This is a genomic window from Paenibacillus brasilensis, from assembly GCF_009363115.1.
Classification (GTDB): domain Bacteria; phylum Bacillota; class Bacilli; order Paenibacillales; family Paenibacillaceae; genus Paenibacillus; species Paenibacillus brasilensis.
Window position 1 is genome coordinate 2,968,267 of sequence record NZ_CP045298.1, and the last position, 26,632, is coordinate 2,994,898.

Sequence of the window (26,632 nt, forward strand, 5' to 3'; positions counted from 1 at the left end):
AGTTTTACTTGACAGAAAGAAGTAAAAAATATATTCTTAATTTAAAGATAACTCATTTAAAAATAATATCCGGGAGTGAAACTGAACATGGGCGAATTGGTGAATATTATTCAAGAGAGAAGATCAGCTTCTAAATTCATTCCTGAGGTTACAATAGATCAAAAAGAACTGGAAGAGATATTTCAGCTGGTGAAGTTTGCTCCATCGGCTTTTAATTTACAGCATGCGCATTATATCGTGGTACAGGATGCGGATACGAAACAAAGATTGCATGATGAGGCAAGTAAGCAATATAAAATATTGACGTCTTCGGCCACCATTGTGGTGCTGGGAGATACAGAGGCTTATACAAAAGTAGCTGAATACAATGAAGGTTTTCTGAATCTGGGCGTCTTGAGCAAACAGGAATATGACAGCACAGTGGAATCAGTGACCCAGTTTTACCGCGAGCGGGGACCTGTCTTCCAAAGGGAAGAAGCGATACGCAATGCCAGCCTGTCAGCCATGCAGTTCATGCTGATTGCCAAGGACAAAGGCTGGGATACCTGCCCGATGATCGGATTTGATCCGGAGAAGGTGCAGGAGGTATTGAATATTCCTGAACAATTCGTGCCAGTGATGCTGATTACCTTGGGCAAAGAGGATGAATCGGGACAGCGTCCACGCGGATACCGCAAGCCGGTTGGACAATTTGTGAGCTACAACGGATTCTAAAAATATGTGAATCATAAAATATAAAAGGAGTGATTGAGATGACATTAAAGACTGCTGGAATTCACCATATTACGTCCTTTGCAGGGAGACCCACAGGGCAATGTTGATTTTTACGCAGGTGTGCTTGGTTTGCGATTGATTAAAAAGACGATCAACTTTGATGCTCCTGAGGTATATCATTTGTATTTTGGTAATGAACAAGGCAGCCCAGGAACGATTATTACCTTTTTTCCGGCTCCGCCTGGCTTTACCGTGGATGAGGAATTGAATGAATTGGGACACAAGCTGATGCTGCCTGAGTGGTATGAGCCTCAGCGCTCCGTAATTGAATCCAATCTGGTTCCTGTTGAACCCAGAGTGATAAAACAGGATTAATTTGCCTGATCAGGACAATCACAAGATAAGCAAAACAGGCTCAATTGCGGGTAAGCTCTACCGTTAATTGGGCCTGTTTGATGTTTTGGCTAAATCATAAGCAGCTCGCGAATCTCCAGTTCGGTCAGTGCCGAAAGACTTTCTTGTCCCGGCTGGATGACCTGATCAATCAGGTTTTTCTTTTTCTGCTGTAGCTCATACATTTTATCCTCCACCGTGCCTTGGGCAACGAGACGAATAACCTGTACGACATTTTTCTGACCCATTCGGTGTGCGCGGTTGGCTGCTTGCTCCTCCACGGCGGGATTCCACCACAGGTCATACAAAATAACCGTGTCTGCTCCGGTGAGGTTCAGGCCAGTTCCTCCTGCCTTTAGGGAAATCAGAAACAGGTCGCGTTCCCCTTCATTAAACCTACTGCACAGCTCTACACGCTCCGAAGCCGGTGTCTGCCCATCCAGATAGAAGTAAGGGACCCCTTCCCGAGCAAGCTCGCGCCTGATCATTTGAAGCATCGTTGTGAACTGTGAAAAAATGAGCATTCGCTTCCCGGCGCTGAGACATTCCGTAATGATCTCCAGCAGCTGCTCAAATTTGGCCGAGCTTCCGGTATACCCTTCGATGAACAGGGCTGGATGACAGCAGAGCTGACGAAGTCGGGTCAGACCTGCAAGGATTTTGATCCGGTTTTTCTGAAAGCCTTCCTCGTTGAGATGCTTCAACGTTTCATGCTGTAGCTTGGCCAGATAAGCCGCGTACAGCTTTTTCTGATCCGGCAGGAGCCGTGATACCTGAACGGATTCAATTTTTTCAGGCAGCTCCTTTAGAACATCACTCTTGAGACGACGCAGCAGAAACGGGCGAATCCGCTTGGCAATTACAGTGCGAGTCAGGTTGTGAAACGCTCGTTTTCCGCCGGGAAATAGCTCGGGAAATACAATATCGAAGATGGACCACAGCTCTTCCAACGTATTTTCTACTGGCGTTCCTGTCAGGGCAAAACGATGGCGGGCTTTTACATCCTTAACAGCCTGCGCTGTCTGGGTCGCATGGTTCTTGAAGGCCTGCGCCTCGTCCAGAATGAGCGTGTGAAACGATAGCTTGCTGTACATATCCGTATCCCGGCGCAGCAGCGGATAGGAGGTGATGATGACGTCATAGCTGGCAGCATCCCGTATCATTCGGCCACGCTCCTCCGGGGTGCCATCTGCGATCGTGACGCGGATATGCGGAGCAAACTTCTCCAGCTCATTCCGCCAATTATACACTAGGGATGCAGGGGATACGATCATGGCTGGCAGCTGCTGGCTGCGGATTTCCGGCAGCACAGACACAAGAAAGGTGATGCTTTGCAGCGTTTTGCCCAGCCCCATATCATCTGCCAATATGCCTCCAAAACGATAATGCGCCAATGTCTTGAGCCATTGAAAGCCGTAAACCTGGTAATCTCTCAAAATGGGGGCGAGCGTCTCTGGTACGGGAAAGTCGAGATGGTCAGGATTCCGTATATTCTCCAGCAGCTGGCGAAAGGTTTTGCCCAGCGTCAGATTTTTCCCTTGATCGTGAGGATCAATCAAATACAGCCCTTGCGTAATAGGAATACGTATTTGTGCGGCATCCAGATCGCTTTTGCGAATCCCTGTTTCATTCATGAACCGGATCAGCTCCTTGTATTCCTCTGTTTCCAGCGGCAGCAAGGCACCATTCGGCAAGCGATGATACTTCTGTTTTTCTTCTAACGATTTTAGCAGCTTGCGAATTTCAGCTTCCGGTATGCCCTCCATATCAAATGTAAATTCAAGCAAATCCGTGTGTTCATCCCACTCCACCCGTGTCCTCGGGACGGGCAGCGTGTTGTTGATTTTCGCCTTGACCGCACCTGTGGCATAGACTGCAAGCAGCTTCTCCAGTTGTGGCACGGTATGGTACAGAAAATCAAATTCCGCATTTTCATCCTTCATAAAGTATCCGCTGTCTGTCTTGGCAAAGGAGCTATGGTCCATCAGTTCCAAAATACGCTGCTCCTGTTCCCCGTCCCGGATCAGAATACGATCGTTACCAGGCACTTGCTCATCTGTTTCCAGCGGGTTGATCACGATATCCCCATATTGGAACTCCAGCGCTGCCAGCAGCTTGTCTCTAACCCGATCAAGGTACAGCTTCGCCTTTAATGGCTGCTGTGTGACCCGTTCAGAGACAGACCGGGACATGTGGACCCGTCCGAGCTTCATTAATCCGGGCACGACCTTATCCATAAAAGACTCCATCTGTGTCGGTGCAATCTGGATCTTTCGTCTGTGATGGATCTCTACCATCCGTTTTAGCTCGGACAAATACCGCAGCGGATCAGGCTTCTGTGGTACAAGCTTACCCTCGGCAATGACCACACCATAGTCCTCCATGATAGTCAAATCATCGAGTCCCTGAATACTGAGCTGATAGCCCTCGGTGTCGCCCTCGGCTTCATCGAATTCGAATTGCAGCGGCAGCATAGGGTCCGACTGGGGGATACCCTCGGTCATGTTTCCATGAATTTCAAAATGGACGCCCTGTGCCGCTGTCAGCAAGGGGAACAGCTTCTCCCAGGCCGCAGGAGGGATAAGCAGCATTCGTTCGCCACTCATATGGCTGCTGGGGGACACATACGTACCTGAAGTTTCCCGAATCATGCGCTCATTGCGGCAAATCTGAACCAGCTGCTGGAGAATGGCGTCATGTTCCAGTTGGAAGCGGTGCAGCTGAGGCTCGTAGGAGAAGTTTTTCGTGAACATGTAGCTACTTCCGCGGTCGATACTATCGAGAAACGAACGGATTTTTTGAACGATATATAATCGTTTGGGTCCGGCTTTCATCTCCACGCCAAACATATATTTCTGGTAACCGTAGGCAAAAGGCCGGATCATGAACTGAAAGTCCACGATTGCGCGAGTATCCAGCATGGTAGGTGTGCTGCGAAGCGGCTTCTTGCTGCTGAACAGCTTTAACATACTGTCGGTCAGCTGGAGATCGCCTGGTGTGATGCCCGAGGAGCGCACGGTTTTAACCGCGTGATCATAATCTATTCCTCCCGCTGTATCCGGGGAAGTGCCGGGATGAAGTCTGGAAGCAAAGGAGCGTACGGACAGACTTTTTCCACGCAGCATATCATGCGCGTTAATGAGCACAGCAGCTATGTGCTTACAATACCGTCCGGTAGTCTGGAATGTACTACAGGTGCATTCTGCCCGGATATTGCCATTGGGACGGATCATTGCGGCAACGGCATAAAATCCGCTTCCTTTGACTGTAGCTTCGTATACACCTTCGTCATGGTCTATTTGTGTAAAGGCCACTTTTTTGGCCCGGTAATAGGCATCCCCGTCGTCATAAGCGGCTTGACTGCATAGCTGTCTGATGATCCGCCGGGTAAGTTCAAAGCTCATGGTTCGTAATCCTTTCCTGGCTATTCCGTTTTCTTACATGATAACAGAACAGACAGTAGGAAGGACACTTGGGGAGTATATTTGAAATATATGGATGATATCTTATGGGAAATGAAACTAACGAGCTAAGCACGGGAAATTTCCACACCACTTTGATACCGTAGACTTACCCCTACCCTATGCCTTATGGCGTATTGATTGTCTTTGGAAAGAAAAGGTACAATTTATAAAAGGGATTTTGTGGATATAAGAATTGGATGTTACGCATATGAAAGGGATGATTAGGATCAGTCACCGATATCTAAAAGGAATGATGGTGTTGATAGCCCTTATTTTAATATTGGGAGGATGCCAAAAGGTGAATAAAGATGAAGATGCTGAACTGATCAGTAAAGCCAAGGCTACGGCTGTTCAACACTTAAAGGAGAAATACAAGCTTGACGTAGAAATCACATACGCAAAAAAATTTCCTACTTATGTAACAAGCAAGGTCGATATAAGTGGTAATGTCATAGGCCATGCAGAAGAGGATTTTACGATTTCTGTAAACTATGAGAATCAAGAAACTTCGGATTTTGCTATAAGTCCCGAATTAAAGAAAGTGCTTATTGAAAATGGGACTTATCCAGACTTTCAAAATAAAAAGAAAAATCACTAGATCAGAGGAGTGAAAATAGTATGAACTCACTTCAAGTAAGTGATGAAACTTATAAAATAATGTCTGGAATGGCCTATAAAAAAATAAAAAAAGGTGCTGAACCATCTGAAGAACTCCCCGGCTGGAAAGTGTTGGACACGCTCGACCGCGAGGATTCGGGACTTGCCGCTGTCACATTTTACAACGAAGAAACGAAACAGGCCGTTATTGCTTATCGGGGTACGGAGACAGATGATCCACAGGATTTGTATAATGATGCGACCCTTGCTCTTCCTGAAATTAACCGCAAAATTCACGGTAGCTTGAATATTCATTCAGATGAATACAATGAGAAAATGAAAAAAATGGACGATGCTTTAGGATTCACGGCGTTCAACAACTGGATGGGGGAGAAAGAAAAAAGTGTAGATAAGGCTTTGTTCGGTAGCTCAAATCAATTCTATCAGGCAGAGGACTATGCGAAGGATATACAGAAGAAGTACAAAGACTATAATTTCTCGTTAACAGGGCATTCGCTGGGGGGAGGGAATGCACAATATGTATCGGCTTATACTGGCTTGACTGCCGTAACGTTTAGCGCTCCTTCTGTTATTTCCAGTCTAACAACTGAATATCGGCATAAAGCTGAAAATGGCGAATTTGACCATCAAATTACGAACTTTTTGCATCCGGGAGATGTCATTGCCAGTGGTGCCTTTGGGGGATACGATCTTCACGTTGGATCCACTTACTATGTGGATTCTAATTATGAAACAGCGAATAACGGAGTGGGTGTTAAAGAGAAAATTGAAAACACTTTAAGCGGACCTGCCTATCACAAACTCGAACATTATCATTTTGAGAACGGCTATGTATCCAACCCGTTGTACGATCCTGTAACAGGCGAACGAATTGCTGAATCACCGCGTATTCCATCTGGCTTCAACCTAATGGATACGGTGGACGGCTGGATACATCAATTAGGACAGACCTTAACTCAATTCCAAAAGGCAGCGCTGGTAACAGCGGCTACATCTGCTTCTTCGGGTACGATTCAAGTCATGCCGGAGCATCTGCTCGCTGTAGCTGAAAAATGGAAGGCGAACGCGCAACAATGCGATGCAGATTTCCAACGTGTCAGAGCCAGGCTTTCGCGCTATTTGCACAGTAGTCAGAGTCGTCGGTTGCAGCCGATTGTAACACAGCTTGACTCCTCTATGACGGAATTCAGTCAGTGGCATTTACGGACGACTAATGAATTTCTTTATTATCTCGAAAACAAAATAGAGCAGTTTATCCAGGCGGATATCAGCTCATAACAATGTACTAACGATATGAAGAATTGGATCAAGACATATGATACATAGGAGGTGGCGAGTGATTTGAACGGACAAATACGGGTCGAACTGGAAGAGTTATTGCTTGCCGAAAAGGAACTGACGTGGCTGCTCACTCAACTTCGCACAGATGAACAAGCGGCACGTGTATTATATGGTCGTCTGCATGAATGGACAGGGCATTCGGCTAATGTTATCAGAGACCAAATTGAAGCTTTTTTTGTTGGGTTAACGAACAGAATTCATAATTTGGAACAACAAAAGGCAGAGTTAATTCAGTACGTTGAATTGATGAAACGTACAGACGCTGTACAATAATAAAGGTAGGGAAGTTTTTACAAGCTGTACATAGCAGGATACAATGGAGATATTAGAGAAAGGAGACGTATATTTTGCCAAAAGAAGACCAAAAAACGGATTCCAAGCCCGGCTCATCCAAATGGTATCTCGGCAGTGCAGCAGCGTTGCTTCTATTGAAGGGCAAGTCGTTGCTTGCGCTTTTAAAATTCAGTAAATTTGGCGGTGCGCTGATCTCTATGGCAGCGACGATTGGCGCATATGCGATCATATACCCATGGGGATTCGCGGTTGGGTTCGTACTGCTATTGTTTGTGCATGAGCTGGGGCATGTATGGGCTGCCAAGCGTAAGGGACTCCCCGTGTCGACACCGTTATTTATTCCTTTTCTAGGTGCGCTGATCACGATGAAACGCCATCCTTTGGATGCCCAGACAGAGGCATATGTGGCCATGGGCGGCCCGTTGCTGGGCACGGTTGGGGCTATGGCGGTATACGCAGGAGCCTATGCGACCGACAGTCCGCTGCTATATGCGCTGGCATATGTAGGTTTTTTCCTCAATTTGATTAATCTATTGCCGATTCATCCGCTTGACGGAGGACGGATTTCCACAGCCGTGACACGCTGGTTATGGCTGGTGGGTCTGCTGGGTGGAATCGTCGTCATTGTGTATTTGAAATCCATTTTATTTTTCTTTATTTGGGCACTCTTCGCCTATGACTTATACAAAAAATATGTCAAACGCAATAAAGGAGAGGCCAAGGTTCTATCATTTACGCAAAAGCCGTTGATTGATGTACAGCATCTGTACGAGCAAGGATATCCGCTGCCGGGACCGGAGCATACGCGTAGATTATCCTTTAATACCTATTCGGATCTGGAAGGACAGCAATATGTGACGGTATATATGGAAAGTCTGGACGTGGAGCAGACGTTCATGCTGCCACAGCAGTGTCTTGTCCAACATGCATGGCTGAACGGTGTGGAGCATATACCGACCCCAGATGCATATCAGCTCAGATTGCTGTGTGGGATTGACTATATTCCCTATGAAAATGATAAATATTACGAAGTACCCGCGTCATTACGCTGGAAATTCGGCATCGGGTACTTGGGCTTGGCCTTATTCCTGATGGGGATGATGTATGTAGTACACCAGCATATAGGGGATGTTAGGCTGAGATAATATGGTTATAAAAAGGCACGGTATCTGATATTTGGAGACCGCGCCTTTTTTTGTTTTTGGAAAAGAGATGTATTTTTTATTTTTTAAAATCAGAAGTTTCTATTGGCACCTTTCCTTTTATCAGGAACCATTTGTGATTCTTGTAATTTTGAATCATTCCAATATCAAAAATGATTGAATTTACATTGTTTTTCAAAAGGATGTCTCGAGAGCAACTTCGACAGCATCAAATTTACGAATGAATTTGATATCTACAGTCAATTCATTTTCATGGATCTGAATTATTTTCACATTATCTGATACCACTTTATTATTTAATAATAGAGAAGCTTTTTTGGCTCAAAACCATAATCAGTGCTTGACAAAATAATCTGGAGCTAAAAATGGAAAAACATCTGCAATTCCTGTAAAGTTGTAAGTCCTACCAAACAACAAAGGGATTGACAGATGCCTATTCAGTATATCAACGAACTGCTTCATTTGCCAGAGTTAAAAATTCACCAAATCCTACACATCGCTACCGATGAGCTTCACATCGAGGCTTTTCCCGTCAGCGACAAGCAAGGTTGTCCATGCTGCGGGTCGGACCAACAGGTTATCCGCCAAGGAAGCAATGGGATGCGAATCGTCCGGCACCTTCCCGTGTTCGATAAAAAACGTATCTGCACGTGCCAGCCCTTCGGATGTTTTGTAAGCACTGCGAAACGGGATTTGTCTGGATGTATGAATTTGTCGCTCCCAAACAATGCTACAGCAAGCTCTTTCGATCCCATACCGTCGAACAATCGCTGGGTTCTACCGCAGCGCATAGCGCTCGCATGCAGCATACGCCGGTAAGCACCGTACAGCGCATGCATAATGAGGCCGTCCCGCTGGAGAGCGATCGGATCTATCAACAAGTATGGGAGGAAGCAAATGCATCATCCGATTTAGTTTTAGGTGTCGATGATTTTGCCATCAAGAAAGGCCACACGTACAATACCGGCATTCACAATCTCAAAGGCGAAACGATGCTCGATTTACTGCCAGGTCGGAAATTGGAAGCATTGCGGGCCTATACCAAGGAGCATCCGGAGTTCCTACTGCTGAATCCAAAAGCTGTGGTTATGGATTTGTCCCAGATTTACCATACCTGGATCAGCGAGTGTTTCCCGTATGCCCTTCGCATCGCGGATCGTTTTCACGTTCATGGTTATGTGATCGAAAGCGTGCAAGAAGTTCGAAAAACGGTTCAGCAGACCTTATCGCCGCGAGCGAGAACGTATTTGAAGGCGAATCACCGCTTGCTGAATCCACCGGCGGAATCGCTGAGTGAAGAGAGCCGAAAACGACTGGAAACGCTTCTGAACTATTCTCCCCTTCTCCATAGCGTGTGGGAATGGAAAGAAACATTCAACACTTGGTATGACTGCTCTCCCAGTTTCGCCGTGGCCCGGCTTGGATTTGAGCGGTGGTGTGAGCAAGGCAATTGAATAGACCATGCGGCGGTTCGCCGCACACTGAAGACGATGCAGAATCGGAAAGAGGAGATCGTGGCCTACCACCAATGCCTGGACCAACGCGACGGTGGAGGGCCGACATAATCGCATTAAGGCGTTTCAACGCCGTCATTACTTTACACGCAATCCTGATCGCTATAAAGCAGGTATTCTCATCGAATGTAACCGCCACCGACTAATTGGCTAACAGTCAAGTACTGATTTTGAGATTGAGCCGAAAATAATTAGCTTAAATCAAATAACAAATCATCAAAACGATTGCTCATCTCATAATGTCCGATTAAACTTTTCAACAATATGATCGATGATTGGATGTATGTTAGAGTCATCTACGATGGACATCTTTTCTGCTTTGAATAATTGAACCTTTTTGAATTGGTAATAATCGTGCAAAACTTGTTGAATGGAAATTTGATTATAAAGTAAATATTTTATATTTATGATCTCACGAAGCAATACATCATCTTGAAGTAAAATGAATTTTTCATTAATTTGGTTGAAAATCCCTTTGTCTTTCCCAAATTGATAAAACTTCAGAGTTTGCTGTTCGCGCTTATTCAGAGTTCCTTTCAACAAATCATATAAATCCGTATAAGCTGATTGAAGGTCTTTTAAAAACACATCCGAAATCTTTCCAACAAGTGATACGGATTGTTCAAACAATTGTTGAAACCAGATTCCGAAAGATTTCTCGTCGTTTTCTAATTGGGGATCTTCAAGCTCGTTAATATAATCAACAAAAACCCGAACAACGCCTTCGATCACTTCTTCTTTGGAAGAAAAATGCTTGTACATCGTTGCTCTGCTAACATCCATATGCTTTGCAATATCATCCATCCTTAAATTATGAAAACCATCTTTCATGACAGAGGAGATTAGCTTTTTAAGTAATTTTATCTTCGATTTATCTTGCTGACTCACTAATGGTTTAGTCATGGTTCTTCCTCCTTTGAAACTCTCCTTATATTATACATGACAGAAGCCATACAATAAACGTTGAATATAAAAAAGATGTTATATGTTCATCTTGTTTAAATTCTCAATGGTACTTGTAATCATCAATATAGATTGCTGACCGATGATTTACTCAAACTCACCGTTGCGGATAATTTTCAAGTTAACATCCACATGGATGCTTGCCTGACTGTATTATTTTCTCCAATCTTCATCCGTAAGAGATTTTCCTCGTACAAATGCCCTAAATTTGCTTTCAACATAGTGAAGGGTGATGTCAGTCTTTGTATAAAGCCCTAATTGAACGGGAATGTTTAGCTTAACAAAAATGTTACTTTATTTTGTTATACTCAATTATTGAGGCATGAGGACCTTCCTGTCTTTTCCACGCAATATGATTCTCCACGCTGTCTTAAATGGCAAGGTTTTAGGGCTATCCTTTGTTGGGATTGTAGAAGTTAGTCTCGATGATTTGCAGTAACCAACAGAAAAAATACCTCGAAAAGAGGAGGCATTGCATGCTTACCCTTCCAAAACGAGATTCGGTCAACCGTAAATGATTATTTCCTCAATTTGAAATGCCTTCTTCGCCCTTGGTAAGCAAACTAACGGCCTTGGTGATTGCTTCCTTTGTCTCGTTTGGCGTTTTCAATGCACTAGGGTCGTACGACGGACCAAAAGGATTTGTCGGGGTCCAACGGTAGCTAAGGCCATGACAGCAGTCAAAAGAATACCAGGGGTGAATGTAGTTCCCACCAGCCCGGCGTTTTGTGCATTCATTAGCTCTTTTATTTCCTTTTGTTGGACTGAAGCACGCTCGGTTAGATTATCGACCTTCTGTTCCAATCCGTACCATGCCATTAATCTAAATAAATCGGGATGCCATAGCAAAATCGAAAACTCTTGCCGCATAACCCGGAAGATCATTAGGTGTGGAGTTACTGCCGCTACTACTGCCAAACATTTGACGGATTTAAAGCTTGTGGGCAAATGCGCAGCTAAAAAATCCACATTAACTGGTTGTTCATTTAATACCGAATCACCGAATCTAAGATATGATATACAAAATATTTATTATAGACAATTTATATATATTTAGTATAAAATGAATTATGCCGACGATGCACTATAGTAGTCAGTGGAGGGATAGTGAATGAACAATGAATTTCCAATCTAGTTTTTGACTGAATTTAATTTCATTTTATTAAGGTGTTTTTTGACTAAAAATTTGACTATTGCTAAATACGAAGTCAAAAATCGTCAAATTTCTATCGATACAAAAGAGTCCTTGTTCTTGTAATGGATGGCGTTGCTTAGGGTAAACTAATCAGTATTATAAAGATAAAAAGGAGAGATTAACATGGATCTTAATTTAAAAGGTAAACGTGCACTTGTTACTGGATCAAGTAGCGGATTAGGGATGGCAATGGCGAAGATGTTGGCTTCAGAAGGCGCAGATGTAATTGTACACGGCCGTGACGAGGCACGCACCTATTCAGTTGTAGAATCCATTCGTCTCAATGGCGGATCTGCTGTTGCCGCACTGGGAGATCTGACAACAGACACTGGTGCAGATGCAGTTGCGTCTGTTGCCTTAGCTGGTGGATCTGTACACATTCTAGTTAATAATGCAGGGTTTTATCGACATCTTAATTGGATGGATGCTTCGGCAGATGAATGGAATGAAACCTACAATATAAATGTGGTTTCGGGTGTTCGCATGATTCAAAGATTGGTTCCTCAAATGCGTGAACAAAACTGGGGACGAGTAATTACGATTGGCGGCGGTCTTGCGTCTCAACCGATGAACACCCATCCGCAGTATAATGCAACTCTTGCGGCACGTCATAATCTTGCAGTGTCCTTAGCACGCGAGCTTAAGGGTACTCGTATTACCTCGAATGTTGTGTCACCTGGTGCCATTCTCGTTGACGCAGTAAAAGAATTGGTTGAACAAATAGGCCCTTCTCGCGGGTGGGGCGAAATTTGGGAAGAGATTCAACCGAGGGCTGTCGAGTCCCTGATTCCGAATGACCGTGGAAGATTTGGTTATCCGGATGAAGTTGCTGCTGCTGTAGCATATCTTTGTAGCGATTATGCAGAATATATTAGCGGCGCCACGATCCGTGTAGACGGCGGTTTAATCCGGGGAGCATTCTAAGACTTTCATTTGGATAATAGGGATCAGATTGTCTCCAGATTTTTCTCTATGCTTTGAATTTGAACTTCATTAATTCTTCCATGCTTGTACGCAATAAGTCGCTCAGCAATAATGTGATAACTCCAGCTATCGGAGTATCGATCCTCATTATGAATTGCAAAACCTATCGGCAAGCTGTCATTTCTCATGCCTATACTTACAGCCATGGGAGCGATGCCAAGGTAATCAGCTGCAACTTTACAGGTAATTTTGGGTAAGCTTCTTATTTCTTCATCCGTGTATTTTCCCACACAACTCACCTCTAGTCATTGTGATATATTCAGACATCATTTTTAGTATTATTTCGACAAATGTAAATGTTTTCCTGTCCTTATGCTATCTTGCATCAGTCAAATTAGCGTCCATATTCGGGTCTAAAAATACTAAACCCTTCAGACTTATTTATTCTGAAGGGCAGCATTATAAGTTATGTTGTTGTGTGTTGTTAAGGGACTCTCTATCTTTGAATGAGACAAGAACCTTGGCTAATTATTAGGGAACAGACTAATAGAACTGCCCCTATCATTTTCCCTCGAGTCCCTTAGTCGGAATTTACCAGAAACAGCGGGATTGACGAATGCTTGTTCAAATCGATTTTACGGAAGCTCGATTTTTCACGATTTGCAATTCGAAAAGGACATCGTATCTTTTAGCGGCGCCCAGAAGAAGAAGGCGCTCATCGCGAAAAGCCTCTCCGAGCGGGTTCATTTACATGTTTGGGACGAACCGCTTAATTTTGTCGACGTCATTTCCAGGATGCAAATCGAAGAGCTGCTTCTGGAGCACGCTCCGACCATCATTTTCGTGGAGCATGACAGCGAGTTTTGCAAGCATATCGCGGACAAAGATTGCAGAACCTACAGACTAACCTTTTCTGGAGGATGAATGTGATGATAGAGGTTGTAGATGATTTTGTGAACCGGTTCATTTCAAATGATGCGGTTCACAAAAACAAAATGCCGGAGGATTACCATTTTATCGACAAATGCACGTAGCGATCCGTTCTGCAAACGCATCGTGCTTTTCTCTTCGCAATTGGTTAATGACGTATTTAAGGCGCCGGCTGACGGTTGCTTTTGTACGTTTTCTCCGGCGGTAAGGAGAAGACATGAAGCCAGTCTCGAAATATGAAATGATTCGCCAAGTATTGTCCGAGTTAAAGCAACCCTCGTATAGGTATTCGCAAATTACAGAAGCGATATTCAAGCTAAAAGTCGGTGAATTCGATCGGATGGTCATACTGCCCAAATCTCTGCGTGAAGAATTGATTCAGACGCTTGGTCCGCGGGTCTGTAGCATCTTTCCAGCAAAAGAACTCACATCGAGTCAGGTCAGCAAGGTACTGTTTGCCGTAGCTGGCGACGAACGTATAGAAGCCTTACGACTTAATTATGAACGTGGGTGGAAATCGTATTGTATTTCCACACAGTGCGGCTGTGGGTTTGGGTGCAAATTTTGTGCCACCGGTACGATAGGCCTGAAGCGAAATTTGACGGCCGACGAAATTACCGACCAATTGCTGTACTTTCACCTGAATGGTCACAGCTTAGACAGTGTCTCATTATAGGTATGGGAGAGGCGCTCGCCACCCCGCATATCTTTGATGCTTTGAATATTTTGACCGATCCGAGTCTCTTTGGATTAGGACATCGACGAATTACGATTTCCACCATCGGTCTATTACCGGGGATCGACAAGCTGACACGGGAGTATCCGCAGGTTAATCTAACCTTTTCGCTGCATTCGCCCTACGACGATCAGCGAAGCGAGCTGATGCCGATCAACGACCGGTTCCCTGTCCGCGACGTGCTCAATGCATTGGATCGCCATATCCGGCATACAGGGAGAAAGGTGTATATTGCGTATATTCTTCTTAGAGGGGTCAACGACTCGACGGCGCATGCGGAAGCGGTTGCTGAGTTGTTACGAGGAAGAGGACCTGGGGAACATCTTTATCACGTAAACCTGATTCCCTACAATTCGACCGAAGTTACTCCAGAAAGTTACCGGACATCTGATTCTAACCAGATCGAAAGCTTTGTTCGGGTCTTGAAGTCAAAAGGTATCAAAGTCACCATCCGAACTCAATTCGGATCGGACATTAACGCGGCATGCGGTCAGCTTTACAGTACAGAATAACCCTTCGTTGAGAAGTTTTATCATTTGAGAGACTGCTTCCGCTGCCGTTCAAGCCGGGCGCAAAGTCGCGATGCCGGCGGATATATGCCTGAGCCTTGGAAGTGGAGGTAAATGTTTGCTGGGACAGATCGGCATTCGCGGGGCATATTAATGATGAAGGCCGGCTGATTTGGTGCGTCGAACGGTCAATGGCTTTCGGCGGATAACCGAAATGTTCGGGTTAAACTGCAAAATCTATCTTTCGTTAAACTTCACTCGAATCTTGCATTTGCTTGACAATTCTCGCTGCCTCATACTAATGTTAGAAACAAGAGGTGGAGTAGATGAGTAAGAAAGAGGACATTATGACTGCCACGCTTGACTTGATTCATGAAGAAGGGCTTCAATCGGTAACCTTCGCCAAATTATTTAAGCGAGCAAATGTTGGTTCAGGCACTATTTATAATTATTTTGCCAGCAAAGAAGATTTGGTGAATGCGGTTTATAAAAAAGCTCGGGTGCATTGGGGCGAATGCCTGCTGCAGGGTTACGAACCGAGTGCGAGCTTATATGAACGATTTAAGCGTATTCAGCTAAACAGGTTTCATTTTGGCATTAACTTTCCAAAAGAGTTCATGTTCATAGATACCTATTCCTTTTCGCCCTATATATCGATCGAGCTTCGCGATATGGCGGACACGCATAATTCATCCAAGGTAATCGAAATCTTGATCGAAGAAGGCCAGTCGCAAGGAATGATCAAAGAGATGGATTCGCATCTGTGCTCTCAGCTGATTCATGGTATCGTTGCCGCGATTCTAAAGGGGTATTATGTTCAGAAATATCCGCTGAACGACTATCAGATTCAGCAAATCATTGAAGCTTCTTGGAAAGCAATACTCGTTTGACGCCGACCGTTTTACGGTGGCAAAATAATGACTCGCGTGAAGGCCACACAGGAAAAAGTGTGCCCCTCGCACTGGTCATTTTTTTTCTGTGTCGATCGGGGGCTCGAAGCCGGGAACGTATGAAGCTGTGAAAACCTTCCCGGGAAACAGAACAATTCGCACCTGTTTAACTGACAGTCCTTTGGTAGACCACGGTTTCAATGGGCGGTTTGGCGAATAGGGAAAATCAAGGTGGTTCTATGTATGCCACATTTTCTCAATTAATGGAACATAAATTCCACTTTGGCGTTAGCTCCAAGTTGAACGCAGATTGATTTGCTAGAGTGGCACACTAATATTAAGACTTTTTACCTCAGAAAATTCGACGTAATAGTTGAGGAAAAGTCTATTTTGGAATGTTTCGCATGGAATATTCATTCCGAAAAACCTTGACCAAATAAAGATGAAGAGCTATATTGAATATGGAACAAACATTCCAAGAACAATTTTAGGAGGCTTTTTATGTCTAAAGTTTGGTTGATTACAGGTAGTTCCCGCGGCTTCGGCCGCAGTCTGGCAGAAGCGGTATTGGCAAAAGGGGACCGATTGATCGCAACGGCGCGCAAACCTGAGCAAATTGCCGATTATACCGAGCGTTACGGTGATCAGGTGCGAATTGTTCAGTTGGATGTTAATAACTACGAGCAAGCTGAAGCAGCCGTTAAAGCCGCATTCGATACATTTGGTCGACTAGATGTTCTTGTTAATAATGCCGGTTACGGTAATGTGTCGTCCATTGAAGAAACTCCGATAGAAGACTTCCGTGCCCAGGTTGAAACGAATCTGTTTGGCGTTGTGAACGTCACAAAAGCCGCTCTGCCGCTGCTCAGAGAGCAAGGTCATGGTCATATCGTTCAATTTTCCTCGATTGGCGGCCGTACAGGGGCACCGGGTCTTGCGCCTTATCAAGCGGCAAAATGGGCGGTTGAAGGCTTCTCCGAAGTACTGTCCAAAGAAGTTGGTCCGCTGGGCATAAAAGTTACGCTGATCGAACCGGGCGGCTTCCGTACGGACTGGGCCGGATCTTCCATGCAGCATATCGAGCCGCGCGACGAGTACAAGGATACGGTTGGCGGTTTGCTGAAGCATCTGCGCGATGTTACCGGCAAGGAAAACGGCGACCCGAATAGAGCTGCTCAAGCCATCATTACGATTGTGAACGAAGAAAACCCGCCGCTTCGCCTGCTGCTTGGCAGCGACGCCGTTATGATTGCCAACGCCGTGGATCAGGGCAAGCTGGCCGAAACGAAGTGTTGGGAGAAGCTCAGCCTTTCAACAGATTTTGAAATGAAAGCATTGGATCCAGGTGTCACACGTATGTACGACGAACTCGAGAATTAAGTTGCAGACAGTTCATCATCCTTGCATTCCCTAATCTCGCGCGTGAAACATAACGAGCTCAATAACAGGAGGAATTAATCTTATGCGAAAAATTAATCGAATTTATATAAACGGAGAATTTGTTCAACCCTCGGGGACTGACGAACAAGTCCTCATTAACCCTTCTAACAAAGAAGTCATTGGCAGTGTGATACTTGGGAATGAAGAAGATGCTAAGAAAGCTATTGCAGCTGCCAAAGAAGCGTTCAAGACATTCAAACAAACATCTGTTCAGGAGCGCCTTGAAATGCTTCAACGGTTACACGACGCCATCCTGGACAAAATGGACCCCATGGTTGAAGCGAATATCAACGAATATGGCGCCCCGAGAAGGATGGCTGTTGGCCGCGTGAAACTTGCAGCAAATAATTTCTTGGATACCAAACAAGCATTGGAAAAATTTGAATTTACACGTTACATTGCTACTGCCAAAATCGTCTCGGAACCCATTGGTGTCATCGGTATTATCACTCCTTGGAACGCAAGCTATTCCCAAATTACAGCGAAGTTATCTGCCGCAATCGCGGCGGGATGTACGGTTGTCATTAAACCAAGTGAGCTTAGCGCTATTCAAACTGATGAGATCGTCGAGGCCTTCCATCAAGCTGGTTTACCAAAAGGTGTTATAAACATCTTGAATGGTTACGGAAATACGGTCGGAGCCGAAATGACCCGTAATCCAGATATCGCAATGATTAACTTTACAGGTTCAACACGTGTCGGAAAAGAGATCCGTAGAGGAGCAGTTGATACGATGAAACGTATCACACTAGAACTTGGCGGCAAATCACCGATCGTTGTATTGGATGATGCTGATTTTGTAAAAGCTATTCCGATTGCCGTAAATCAAGCTCTAACTAACAATGGTCAGGCTTGTATTGCGGGTTCTCGTCTTCTTGTTCCGGAGCATCGCCTGGAAGAGGTGAAGAAGCTTGCTAAAGCGGCTATTGAAGCTGTGAGCGTAGGTATGCCTACAGAAGAAACCACAACGCTTGGTCCGATCATTACTGATAAACAATACCAGAACGTTCAGCGGTATATTCAAATCGGTATTGATGAAGGAGCAGAATTGGTAAGCGGAGGACTTGGTCAACCCGAAGGTCTCGAAAGCGGATATTTCGTAAAACCAACTTTGTTTGCGAATGTTACAGAAGACATGACGATTGCGAAAGAAGAAATCTTTGGCCCTGTACAAGCGATTCTCACTTACAAAACAGAAGAAGAAGCCATTGAGATGGCTAATAATACTTCATATGGCCTCGCGGCCTATATCCACTCCGGTAGTATAGAGAAAGCAAACGAACTTGCTTCCAAACTCGAGGCGGGAACCATTCTCATTAACGGGGCTGTTCACGAAATGAAAGCACCGTTTGGTGGATTTAAGCAATCGGGTATTGGCCGGGAGTATGGTGAGTATGGTATAGAAGAATGTTTGGAAACAAAAACCATTACTGGGCATGGCCAAAACTAATCGTAACCACGGGCGATTTTTGAATCCATTACAAAACTTGATTAAAAGAAAGGTTGTTTAAGTATGCGTACATCTAAGAACATTACTTTGATGTTGATTATCGCGTGCCAGCTGATGATCGTACTAGATGCGTCTGTAATGGTAACGGCACTGCCTGAAATTGGTCGCTCTTTCCAATTAACCACGACAAATTTGACTTGGGTTCAAAATGCCTACATTTTAGCTTTTGGCGGTATCTTATTGCTTGGTGCTAGATTAGGCGATATCTTGGGCCGTAAGCAGGTATTTATGTATGGTATCGCGCTCTTTACGCTTTCTTCACTGCTTGTCGGTCTAGCCCAATCGTCAGAATTCTTGCTTATCACTCGCGCCATACAAGGCGTAGCAGCTGCGATGGCTACACCTTCTACGCTCGCGTTGTTGTCGGTGACTTTTACTGAAACCAAAGAAAGGTCAAAGGCAATCGCCTTGTATAGCGCGGTCAATGGGGCTGGGGGAAGTGTAGGGATCATCCTTGGCGGAATATTGACTGACCTCGTATCATGGCGCGTTGGAATGTTCATCAACGTACCGATTGGAATAGCGCTGCTCATTTTGTCTCCACGTTATTTACCCAAGACTGAAAAAGCTTCTGGAAGGTTGGATATATATGGAGCATTAACTTCTGTCATAGGGATGACATCATTAGTATTTGGTTTTATTCAAGCATCAGAAAAGGGATGGGGCGCAAATGGGACCATCACTCCCCTTATTATCGGCGTTATTTTAATGGCATTGTTTATTCTCATTGAGTCGCGTGTGAAACAACCAATTACACCGCTTCGCTTATTTGCCAATCGTGATCGGACTGCGGGTTATTTAGGAAGATTTTTATTTGTCGGTGGCGTGTTTTCTATGATGTACTTCATGTCACAGTTTTTACAGATCGTACTTGGGTTTACCTCTTTTGAAGCTGGTCTTGTATTTGTACCGATGACTGCGGTTCAGTTTGGGATGATGTATGTCGTTCCTAAACTAATAGGCAAATTCGGAAACGCTAAAGTATTAATCCTTGGTATTATCGCTGCAATCCTAGGAATGAGCTTGCTAAGCAGAGTCTCAGTGGATACACACTTTTTCTCAGGAATTATTATTCCGATGATCATCCTGGGAATCGGTGCCGGCATCGTATTTATTCCATTTACGACATTGGGACTTAAAGAAGTAGAATCTCGTGATGCAGGTGCTGCTTCAGGTCTAGTAAATGTGTCGCATCAAATCGGAGGATCTGTAGGTTTGGCAATTCTTGCAACGGTTTTTGGTGCTGTAAGTCAATCGTCGAATCCTTCAAAATCTGAATTTGCTAATGCGGTTACCGCATCCATTACAGGGTCAGCGTTATTTTTAACCTCATCTTTGATTGTTGTCGTTATACTATTGCTGCTTCGTGAAAAAAAATCTACAACTCAATCGGTCTTACAAACTGCCCGCGCAAAATGACACACTTAGTTTAGTTAGTTACAAAGATCTTAGAGCACTTAAACATAAGCTCATGATTCAAAGGGAACTGATTCCCACGATTAACTCATGTACATTCATTTCAAAAATATTTTTAATTGATAAATCACGCTTCGCCTGCTGCTTGGCAGCGATGCCGTTATGATTGCCAACGCCGTGGATCAGGGCAAGCTGGCTGAAACGAAGCGTTGGGAGAGGCTCAGCTTTTGAAATGAAAGCATTGGATCCAGATATCGCACGTGTGTACGGCGAACTCGAGAATTAAGTTATAGACACGAAAGAAGGTACGTTCTTGTAGCTCAGCGCCCGAAGTCCACGCCTGGACTTTCAGGAGGTACGATGCCGTGGTGGTGCTGCCGGAGGTATCAGCCATTCAGTTAGCTATTGATGAGTTTGGATCGTTGGATATCGTTGTTAATAACGCGGGCTATGCCAATAGTGCTCCAATCGAAGAAATAACTGATGAAGATTTTCGTGCACAAATTGAGGCTCAATCTCAAAATCAGTACTTGACTGTTAGCCAATTAGTCGGTGGCGGTTACATTCGATGAGAATACCTGCTTTATAGCGATCAGGATTGCGTGTAAAGTAATGACGGCGTTGAAACGCCTTAATGCGATTATGTCGGCCCTCCACCGTCGCGTTGGTCCAGGCATTGGTGGTAGGCCACGATCTCCTCTTTCCAATTCTGCATCGTCTTCAGTGTGCGGCGAACCGCCGCATGGTCTATTCAACTGCCTTGCTCACACCACCGCTCAAATCCAAGCCGGGCCACGGCGAAACTGGGAGAGCAGTCATACCAAGTGTTGAATGTTTCTTTCCATTCCCACACGCTATGGAGAAGGGGAGAATAGTTCAGAAGCGTTTCCAGTCGTTTTCGGCTCTCTTCACTCAGCGATTCCGCCGGTGGATTCAGCAAGCGGTGATTCGCCTTCAAATACGTTCTCGCTCGCGGCGATAAGGTCTGCTGAACCGTTTTTCGAACTTCTTGCACGCTTTCGATCACATAACCATGAACGTGAAAACGATCCGCGATGCGAAGGGCATACGGGAAACACTCGCTGATCCAGGTATGGTAAATCTGGGACAAATCCATAACCACAGCTTTTGGATTCAGCAGTAGGAACTCCGGATGCTCCTTGGTATAGGCCCGCAATGCTTCCAATTTCCGACCTGGCAGTAAATCGAGCATCGTTTCGCCTTTGAGATTGTGAATGCCGGTATTGTACGTGTGGCCTTTCTTGATGGCAAAATCATCGACACCTAAAACTAAATCGGATGATGCATTTGCTTCCTCCCATACTTGTTGATAGATCCGATCGCTCTCCAGCGGGACGGCCTCATTATGCATGCGCTGTACGGTGCTTACCGGCGTATGCTGCATGCGAGCGCTTTGCGCTGCGGTAGAACCCAGCGATTGTTCGACGGTATGGGATCGAAAGAGCTTGCTGTAGCATTGTTTGGGAGCGACAAATTCATACATCCAGACAAATCCCGTTTCGCAGTGCTTACAAAACATCCGAAGGGCTGGCACGTGGCAGGACGAATCCGTGAGCATATCCAGACAGAATACAGTATGAATTTGCAAAAAAAGACGGCTGAATTGAAAGCGCTCCAGGCGCAGATTCATCCTCATTTTCTGCAAAATACGCTGCAAATGATCGGAAGCATGGTATTTTCCCAAAAGCCGGAGGACACCTATGAGGTAATCCGGTCGCTGAGTGAGATGTTTCGCTACGTGGTACGGGAGCCTCAGGATATGGCCTCTTTACGTGCGGAGCTCGACCATGCGGGACACTATATGCGCATCCAGCAGCGGCGTTTCCCGCAGAGATTGGTGTTTCAGGTGGAGGTGGATGAACGGGCGATGGATATTCGTCTACCCAAGCTGTCACTGCAGCCATTGCTGGAAAATGCGTTCCAGCACGGTCTGGAGCGTAAGGCGGGGGCATGGCGAATGGGCATCCGTGTGGAGATTAGGAAAGAGGACGTGTGTATCACGGTTTGTGATAATGGTAACGGTATGGATGCCGACAAGCTGGAAAAAGTACGGGCAAAGCTGGAAAATGCTTTGGAGGAATCGACTGGGCGCAGGGGAGTCATATCGGATTAAGCAATGTAGCTTCACGATTGCGAATGAATTTTGGAGTGAATTACGGGGTGACCATAGACAGTGAGCAGGGGGCAGGTACACGTGTCACCATCCGAATTCCATTCACCTCAGCAGAGGAGGGGGACATATGATCAGGGTATTAATTGTCGATGATGAGCCATGGAACCGCGATATTGTGAAGACATTTGGCGCGTGGGAAAAGCTCGGCATGTCGGTGGTGGGTGAGGCCGAGGACGGAGACGAGGCGTTCAGGCTCACCGGGGAATTAACCCCGCATATTGTGATTACTGACATGCGGATGCCGGGTGCGGATGGAGTAGAACTGCTGCAAGCGCTAAATAACCATTTTCCTGATGTAAAAATCATTGTCGTGAGCGGCTATGATGACTTTGCATATGCCAAACATGCCATCCGCTATAAGGCTGTCGATTATTTGCTAAAGCCTGTTAACCCCACCGAGCTGAATGCAGTGCTGTTCAAATGTAAAAACGAGCTGGAGACTCAGGCAGCAGAGCAGCAGCAAGAAAGGGCAGAGCTGGATTATGAGTTTTTTCACAAGCTGACCCGGTATAAGCAGCTGCTGCGTCTTTATTTCAATGAGCTGAATCAGGACGGCGTGAACCTGACATGCAGGCAGGTCATGCAGGAGCTGAAGCATCTCGGAGCGCCAAGTCCAACTATGCTGGGCAGGCTGGTGCAGGAGCTGCTTTCCCTGCTTAAAGAGCTGGCAGCAGACAACGGACTGGATGCCCCGACAGCGAAAGCCGGATTTCCACTGTCGCAGGATGCGCTATCCTCAGCAGAACATGCACTGGAGTTCGTATCGGCGTGCTATGTTCAGGAGCTGGATCAGCTTATACGACAGCGAAAATACAAAAACAAGCTGAATCTGGAGGAGGTAAGGCGCTATATGGATCGTCACTTTGCCGAACCGATTACACTGGAGCAGCTGGCGAAAAACTTTTTTGTGAGCAAAGAGTATATGAGCAAGGTATTCAAGCAGGAGTATGGTCAAAATGTAACGGACTATATCGTGCAGCGGAGAATGAAAAAGGCGCGGGAATGGCTGGCAGATAAACAAATTTCAATTAGAGCGGTGGCGGAGATGGCTGGATATGAGGATGTATCTTATTTTTATCGAGTGTTTAAAAAGCATTTTGGCATGGCGCCCGGCGAAATGAGAAAGGAGTATTGATGAGTTTAAAAAAATCCAACTCAACAGGCTAATGATGTCCAATGGCAGAAGTGACCTCCCACCCTATAATGAAAGCGTATACAAAACAAGCGGCACAAAGGATTTGGCCTCTATGAAGCTCATCTAGAGCATTAGAGGAGCCTATCCAGTCGGTAACGTTATTTTCAACTTAGGGGAGGTCATTTTGCATGAAATTATGGAAAGGTGTATTGAGCACGATGCTGGTCGGTACGTTGTTGGCCGGGTGTGGAGCTAATTCTTCAGGTAGTGACAGCAGTGGTTCCGGTGGAGACGGCAAAACCGTGAATCTCAAAATGTTTATCGCCCAGCCCCGCTTGAAGGAGCATTACGATAAATACATTAACGCGTTCGTAGCGAAGGAAAAGAAAGATAAAAATATCGACGTTACGGTGCAGCTGGAGATGCCGCCTGCCGACAATGCCGCACAAATTTTGAAAACGAGACTTGCATCCAACGATGCGCCGGATGTGTTCGCGCTGCATGCGGTGAATGAAATTCCTCCGTTTTATAAAGCCGGTTATTTGGAGGACTTGTCTGGTCAGCCATTTGTCAGCAAATTAATGGATAGTGTGAAGCCTTCGGTAACGACGAAAGACGGCAAGGTTGTGGCGGTTCCTTTGGAAACAATTTCATGGGGCTACTTGTACAATAAAAAGATATTTAAAGACCTGGGCTTGAAGCCACCGGGAACGTTGACTGAAATGAAGGCTGTAGTCGAGAAACTGAAAGCGAATAATGTAAAGCCGTTCCTGTTGACCTACAAGGAATCCTGGATTCCACAGCTATTCGTGCCATTGACAGCGGGGGCGATGATGAACACACAGAATAAGGATTTTATCGACCGCATGAATCAGGATAAAGGTTCTTTTGCTGAAATGAAGAGCATGTTCGACATTATCGACCTGGTCAACAGCAACGGCACAGACAAGGCGCTGGAAATTGGCGGGGATGACGGATCGGCGGCCTTCGCTTCGGGTAAAGCAGCCATGTGGATTCAAGGGCCGTGGTTTGCGGAAACGATTTTGAAATCTAATCCGAAGATGGACTTTGGGGTAGCTCCTTTGCCGATCAACGATGATCCTAATGCGGCATTGATCAATCTGTCCACTTCGACTTCGCTGGCTGTATCCTCCACAAGCAAAAACAAGGAGGTTGCGCTCGATTTTGTCAACTATGTGCTGGACGACAAGGATTCCAGTGCATTCTATGAAGCATTGAAATTTAACCCGATCTCCAAGGTGCATACGTTCAAAAGCTATCCTTGGGTCAATGACGCTACCGCATATGTGAAAGCAGGCAAATCATATCAAGATCCATCCATCCCGCAAGCGGTCAAGGACGAGGCAGGCAAATCGTTGCAATCCTACTACGCAGGCCAGCTCTCGCAGGATGATGTGATTAAGGCGCTGGATAAGGCATGGAAATCGTATAACAAAGTGAACAAGTAACGGGTAGCCTACAGAAATACATCAGGAGGGGGAGACTCCATGCCTTTTAAAATCTACAAAAAATATGTGATGCTGCTGGCATTTACCGCTCCGGCACTGATCTTTTATGCCATTTTTCTGCTTATTCCGACGATCAGCGGCATGTACTACAGCTTCACAGACTGGAACGGACTGAATCCGAATTACAGCTTTATCGGCTTGGGGAACTTTGTAGAGGCGCTGAAGGAAGACCCGGACTTTCTCAATTCCCTTTGGTTTACGCTCAAATATGTATTGGTCATGATTGTGCTGCAAAATGTATTGGCGCTGCTGCTGGCCGTGCTTATCGAGTCGCGTACGCGTTCCAAAGGATTTTTCCGAACGATATTTTTTATGCCCAATATGATTAGTACCATTATTAGTGCCTTTATGTGGACGTTCGTTTTTTCCTCCGTGCTGCCGCAGATTGCCGAAAAGACGGCGATCGTTTTTTTGGGTCAATCGTGGCTGGGCGATCCGAAGGTGTCCTTCTTTTCCATCATTATTGTCTCACTCTGGAATGGTGTCGGGTATATGATGATCATTTATCTGGCTGCACTTCAGTGTACCGCAAAGCTTGAAGGAGGCTGCCATTATTGACGGGGCCAACGCGTTTCAGACATTGCGAAGCGTGACGCTGCCGATGATTACCCATGCCATTACAATCTGTTTCTTCCTGACGCTGAACGGTGCCTTCAAGGTATATGAGGTCGTCTATGGACTGACCGGCGGGGGGCCGGGACGCAGTACGCAGGTGATTACGATGAACATTTATGAAGAGGCGTTCTCCAACAACTTCCGTTACGGCTATGCGAGCGCCAAATCCGTTATTTTATTCGCTATCGTCCTGATCTTCACGCTGATCCAGCTGCGTGTCATGAAGAAGAAGGAGGTGGAGGCATGAGGCTGAAAAAAGCCAATTCCTTGCTGATTACGTTGCTGCTGTGCGTTGGCGCAGTGGTGTCCTTCTTCCCCATCTATATGGCGGTGATTAATTCATTTAAAACACAGGGTGAAATGTTTGCATCCTTTACGGCGCTGCCGACGAAGCTTCACTTTGAAAATTACAGTCAGGCTTTTTACCAGACCCATTTGCTGAACAGCGCCCTAAATTCCACGATCATTTCTTTTATCGGAATAGGCGGTATCGTGATCTGTTCGGCGCTGGCGGGCTACAAGCTGTCGCGTACACGGGGAAAAATGAGCAGTGCGATCTTCTTCCTGTTTGTCGCCTCCATGCTGGTTCCGTTTCATTCCATTATGATACCGCTTACACGAATGGCTAAGGATTTGTCCGTCCAAGGCAGTACGTACGGCTTGGCGCTGATCTATATCGGTTTGGGTGTGAATATGGCCATCTTTTTGTATCACGGATTCGTCAAATCCATCCCGCGTGAGCTGGAGGAATCGGCACAGATGGACGGCTGCAATGAGTTTCAAACTTTCTTTCGCATTATATTTCCTTTGTTGCTGCCGATCACCGTCACGATTGCGATTTTGGATTTCCTGTGGATTTGGAACGACTTTTTGCTTCCATTGTTGATGCTGACGGATGTGAACCACTACACCCTGATTCTATCGACGAATATGCTGTTTGGCGAGTACAACAAGGATTGGTCGCTCATTCTGGCTGCACTTGTATTGACCTCTATCCCAGTCATCCTGATCTATGCGTTCTTCCAGAAATTCATCATGGAGGGGATTGCGGAAGGAGCGGTTAAGGGCTAAGGAAAGAAACAGGAGGTAGATGGCCTTTCCTACAAAAAAGTTTCCAGGCGAATACAAGCACCGGGTACAGCAGC

General features: G+C 45.5%; 18 protein-coding genes and 7 pseudogenes. 20 read left to right on the forward strand and 5 right to left on the reverse strand.

What is annotated here, in order from left to right; all coding sequences use genetic code 11:
• The first annotated feature begins 87 nt into the window (after positions 1-87).
• Both GCU48_RS13950 and GCU48_RS27975 read left to right on the forward strand, forming a co-directional pair.
• A complete protein-coding gene (locus GCU48_RS13950) occupies positions 88-714 on the forward strand; it encodes a nitroreductase family protein (RefSeq protein ID WP_025716364.1) in 627 nt (208 codons plus the stop codon).
• A 38-nt stretch (positions 715-752) separates the two neighbouring features.
• Positions 753-954: pseudogene (locus GCU48_RS27975) on the forward strand (VOC family protein); the annotation flags it as partial.
• A 224-nt stretch (positions 955-1,178) separates the two neighbouring features.
• Here the strand turns inward: GCU48_RS27975 and GCU48_RS13960 are convergent.
• Positions 1,179-4,511 carry a DEAD/DEAH box helicase gene (locus GCU48_RS13960; protein ID WP_152380400.1) on the reverse strand — a complete coding sequence of 1,111 codons (3,333 nt, stop codon included), beginning with the start codon at positions 4,509-4,511 and terminating at the stop codon, positions 1,179-1,181.
• A gap of 358 nt (positions 4,512-4,869) precedes the next feature.
• Between GCU48_RS13960 and GCU48_RS13965 the strand changes: the two genes are divergently transcribed.
• The 5 genes and pseudogenes from GCU48_RS13965 to GCU48_RS29190 all read left to right on the forward strand — a co-directional run bounded on the left by GCU48_RS13965 (position 4,870) and on the right by GCU48_RS29190 (position 9,655).
• Positions 4,870-5,169, forward strand: a complete 300-nt coding sequence (locus tag GCU48_RS13965; RefSeq protein WP_152380401.1) for a hypothetical protein — start codon at positions 4,870-4,872, stop codon at positions 5,167-5,169.
• A 20-nt stretch (positions 5,170-5,189) separates the two neighbouring features.
• Positions 5,190-6,467, forward strand: coding sequence for a Tle-like phospholipase domain-containing protein (locus GCU48_RS13970; RefSeq protein ID WP_152380402.1), 1,278 nt, complete (start codon positions 5,190-5,192; stop codon positions 6,465-6,467).
• Between the two features lie 63 nt (positions 6,468-6,530).
• Positions 6,531-6,803 carry a hypothetical protein gene (locus GCU48_RS13975; protein WP_152380403.1) on the forward strand — a complete coding sequence of 91 codons (273 nt, stop codon included), beginning with the start codon at positions 6,531-6,533 and terminating at the stop codon, positions 6,801-6,803.
• Positions 6,804-6,877: 74 nt separating this feature from the next.
• Complete coding sequence (locus tag GCU48_RS13980) at positions 6,878-7,969, forward strand: site-2 protease family protein (RefSeq protein WP_152380404.1); 1,092 nt, start codon at positions 6,878-6,880, stop codon at positions 7,967-7,969.
• A gap of 447 nt (positions 7,970-8,416) precedes the next feature.
• Positions 8,417-9,655 (forward strand): annotated as a pseudogene (locus GCU48_RS29190) (ISL3 family transposase).
• Between the two features lie 80 nt (positions 9,656-9,735).
• Here the strand turns inward: GCU48_RS29190 and GCU48_RS13990 are convergent.
• Positions 9,736-10,404 carry a TetR/AcrR family transcriptional regulator gene (locus tag GCU48_RS13990; RefSeq protein WP_025716359.1) on the reverse strand — a complete coding sequence of 223 codons (669 nt, stop codon included), beginning with the start codon at positions 10,402-10,404 and terminating at the stop codon, positions 9,736-9,738.
• Positions 10,405-11,070: 666 nt separating this feature from the next.
• A complete protein-coding gene (locus tag GCU48_RS13995) occupies positions 11,071-11,334 on the reverse strand; it encodes a hypothetical protein (RefSeq protein ID WP_152380405.1) in 264 nt (87 codons plus the stop codon).
• A 448-nt stretch (positions 11,335-11,782) separates the two neighbouring features.
• Here GCU48_RS13995 and GCU48_RS14000 point away from each other — a divergent pair, with 448 nt between their 5' ends.
• Positions 11,783-12,583 carry an SDR family NAD(P)-dependent oxidoreductase gene (locus GCU48_RS14000; RefSeq protein WP_152380406.1) on the forward strand — a complete coding sequence of 267 codons (801 nt, stop codon included), beginning with the start codon at positions 11,783-11,785 and terminating at the stop codon, positions 12,581-12,583.
• A 23-nt stretch (positions 12,584-12,606) separates the two neighbouring features.
• Here GCU48_RS14000 and GCU48_RS14005 read toward each other — a convergent pair whose 3' ends face one another.
• Entirely contained in the window at positions 12,607-12,873 is a 267-nt protein-coding gene (locus GCU48_RS14005) for a hypothetical protein (protein ID WP_049825063.1), read from the reverse strand.
• A 306-nt stretch (positions 12,874-13,179) separates the two neighbouring features.
• Between GCU48_RS14005 and GCU48_RS14010 the strand changes: the two are divergent.
• From GCU48_RS14010 to GCU48_RS14040, 7 genes and pseudogenes are all read left to right on the forward strand, one after another.
• Positions 13,180-13,507, forward strand: a pseudogene (locus GCU48_RS14010) (P-loop NTPase family protein); the annotation flags it as partial.
• 223 nt (positions 13,508-13,730) lie between these two features.
• Positions 13,731-14,761, forward strand: a pseudogene (locus GCU48_RS14015) (Cfr family 23S rRNA (adenine(2503)-C(8))-methyltransferase).
• A 323-nt stretch (positions 14,762-15,084) separates the two neighbouring features.
• Positions 15,085-15,648, forward strand: a complete 564-nt coding sequence (locus GCU48_RS14020) for a TetR/AcrR family transcriptional regulator (RefSeq protein ID WP_025716354.1) — start codon at positions 15,085-15,087, stop codon at positions 15,646-15,648.
• A 501-nt stretch (positions 15,649-16,149) separates the two neighbouring features.
• Positions 16,150-17,028, forward strand: coding sequence for an oxidoreductase (locus GCU48_RS14025; RefSeq protein ID WP_025716353.1), 879 nt, complete (start codon positions 16,150-16,152; stop codon positions 17,026-17,028).
• An 82-nt stretch (positions 17,029-17,110) separates the two neighbouring features.
• Positions 17,111-18,538, forward strand: a complete 1,428-nt coding sequence (locus tag GCU48_RS14030; protein ID WP_025716352.1) for an aldehyde dehydrogenase family protein — start codon at positions 17,111-17,113, stop codon at positions 18,536-18,538.
• 63 nt (positions 18,539-18,601) lie between these two features.
• Positions 18,602-20,017, forward strand: coding sequence for an MFS transporter (locus GCU48_RS14035; protein ID WP_152380407.1), 1,416 nt, complete (start codon positions 18,602-18,604; stop codon positions 20,015-20,017).
• A 362-nt stretch (positions 20,018-20,379) separates the two neighbouring features.
• On the forward strand, positions 20,380-20,586 hold the full coding sequence (locus GCU48_RS14040; protein WP_208811830.1) for an SDR family NAD(P)-dependent oxidoreductase: 207 nt from the start codon (positions 20,380-20,382) through the stop codon (positions 20,584-20,586).
• On the opposite strand, the pseudogene GCU48_RS14045 reads toward GCU48_RS14040, so the two are convergent.
• A pseudogene (locus tag GCU48_RS14045) lies at positions 20,552-21,572 on the reverse strand (ISL3 family transposase); the annotation flags it as partial. The gene GCU48_RS14040 and the pseudogene GCU48_RS14045 overlap by 35 nt on opposite strands.
• Between GCU48_RS14045 and GCU48_RS14050 the strand changes: the two are divergent.
• The 5 genes and pseudogenes from GCU48_RS14050 to GCU48_RS14070 form a co-directional block, all read left to right on the forward strand.
• Positions 21,570-22,279, forward strand: a pseudogene (locus GCU48_RS14050) (sensor histidine kinase); the annotation flags it as partial. The pseudogenes GCU48_RS14045 and GCU48_RS14050 overlap by 3 nt on opposite strands.
• On the forward strand, positions 22,276-23,343 hold the full coding sequence (locus GCU48_RS14055; protein ID WP_152380408.1) for a response regulator transcription factor: 1,068 nt from the start codon (positions 22,276-22,278) through the stop codon (positions 23,341-23,343). The pseudogene GCU48_RS14050 and the gene GCU48_RS14055, both read left to right, overlap by 4 nt.
• 188 nt (positions 23,344-23,531) lie before the next feature.
• A complete protein-coding gene (locus GCU48_RS14060) occupies positions 23,532-24,812 on the forward strand; it encodes an ABC transporter substrate-binding protein (protein WP_152380409.1) in 1,281 nt (426 codons plus the stop codon).
• Positions 24,813-24,851: 39 nt separating this feature from the next.
• Positions 24,852-25,734 (forward strand): annotated as a pseudogene (locus GCU48_RS14065) (carbohydrate ABC transporter permease).
• Positions 25,731-26,558: a carbohydrate ABC transporter permease gene (locus tag GCU48_RS14070; protein WP_152380410.1), complete on the forward strand. Its 828-nt coding sequence runs from the start codon at positions 25,731-25,733 to the stop codon at positions 26,556-26,558. The pseudogene GCU48_RS14065 and the gene GCU48_RS14070 overlap by 4 nt, the downstream one beginning before the upstream one ends.
• Positions 26,559-26,632 lie beyond the last annotated feature (74 nt).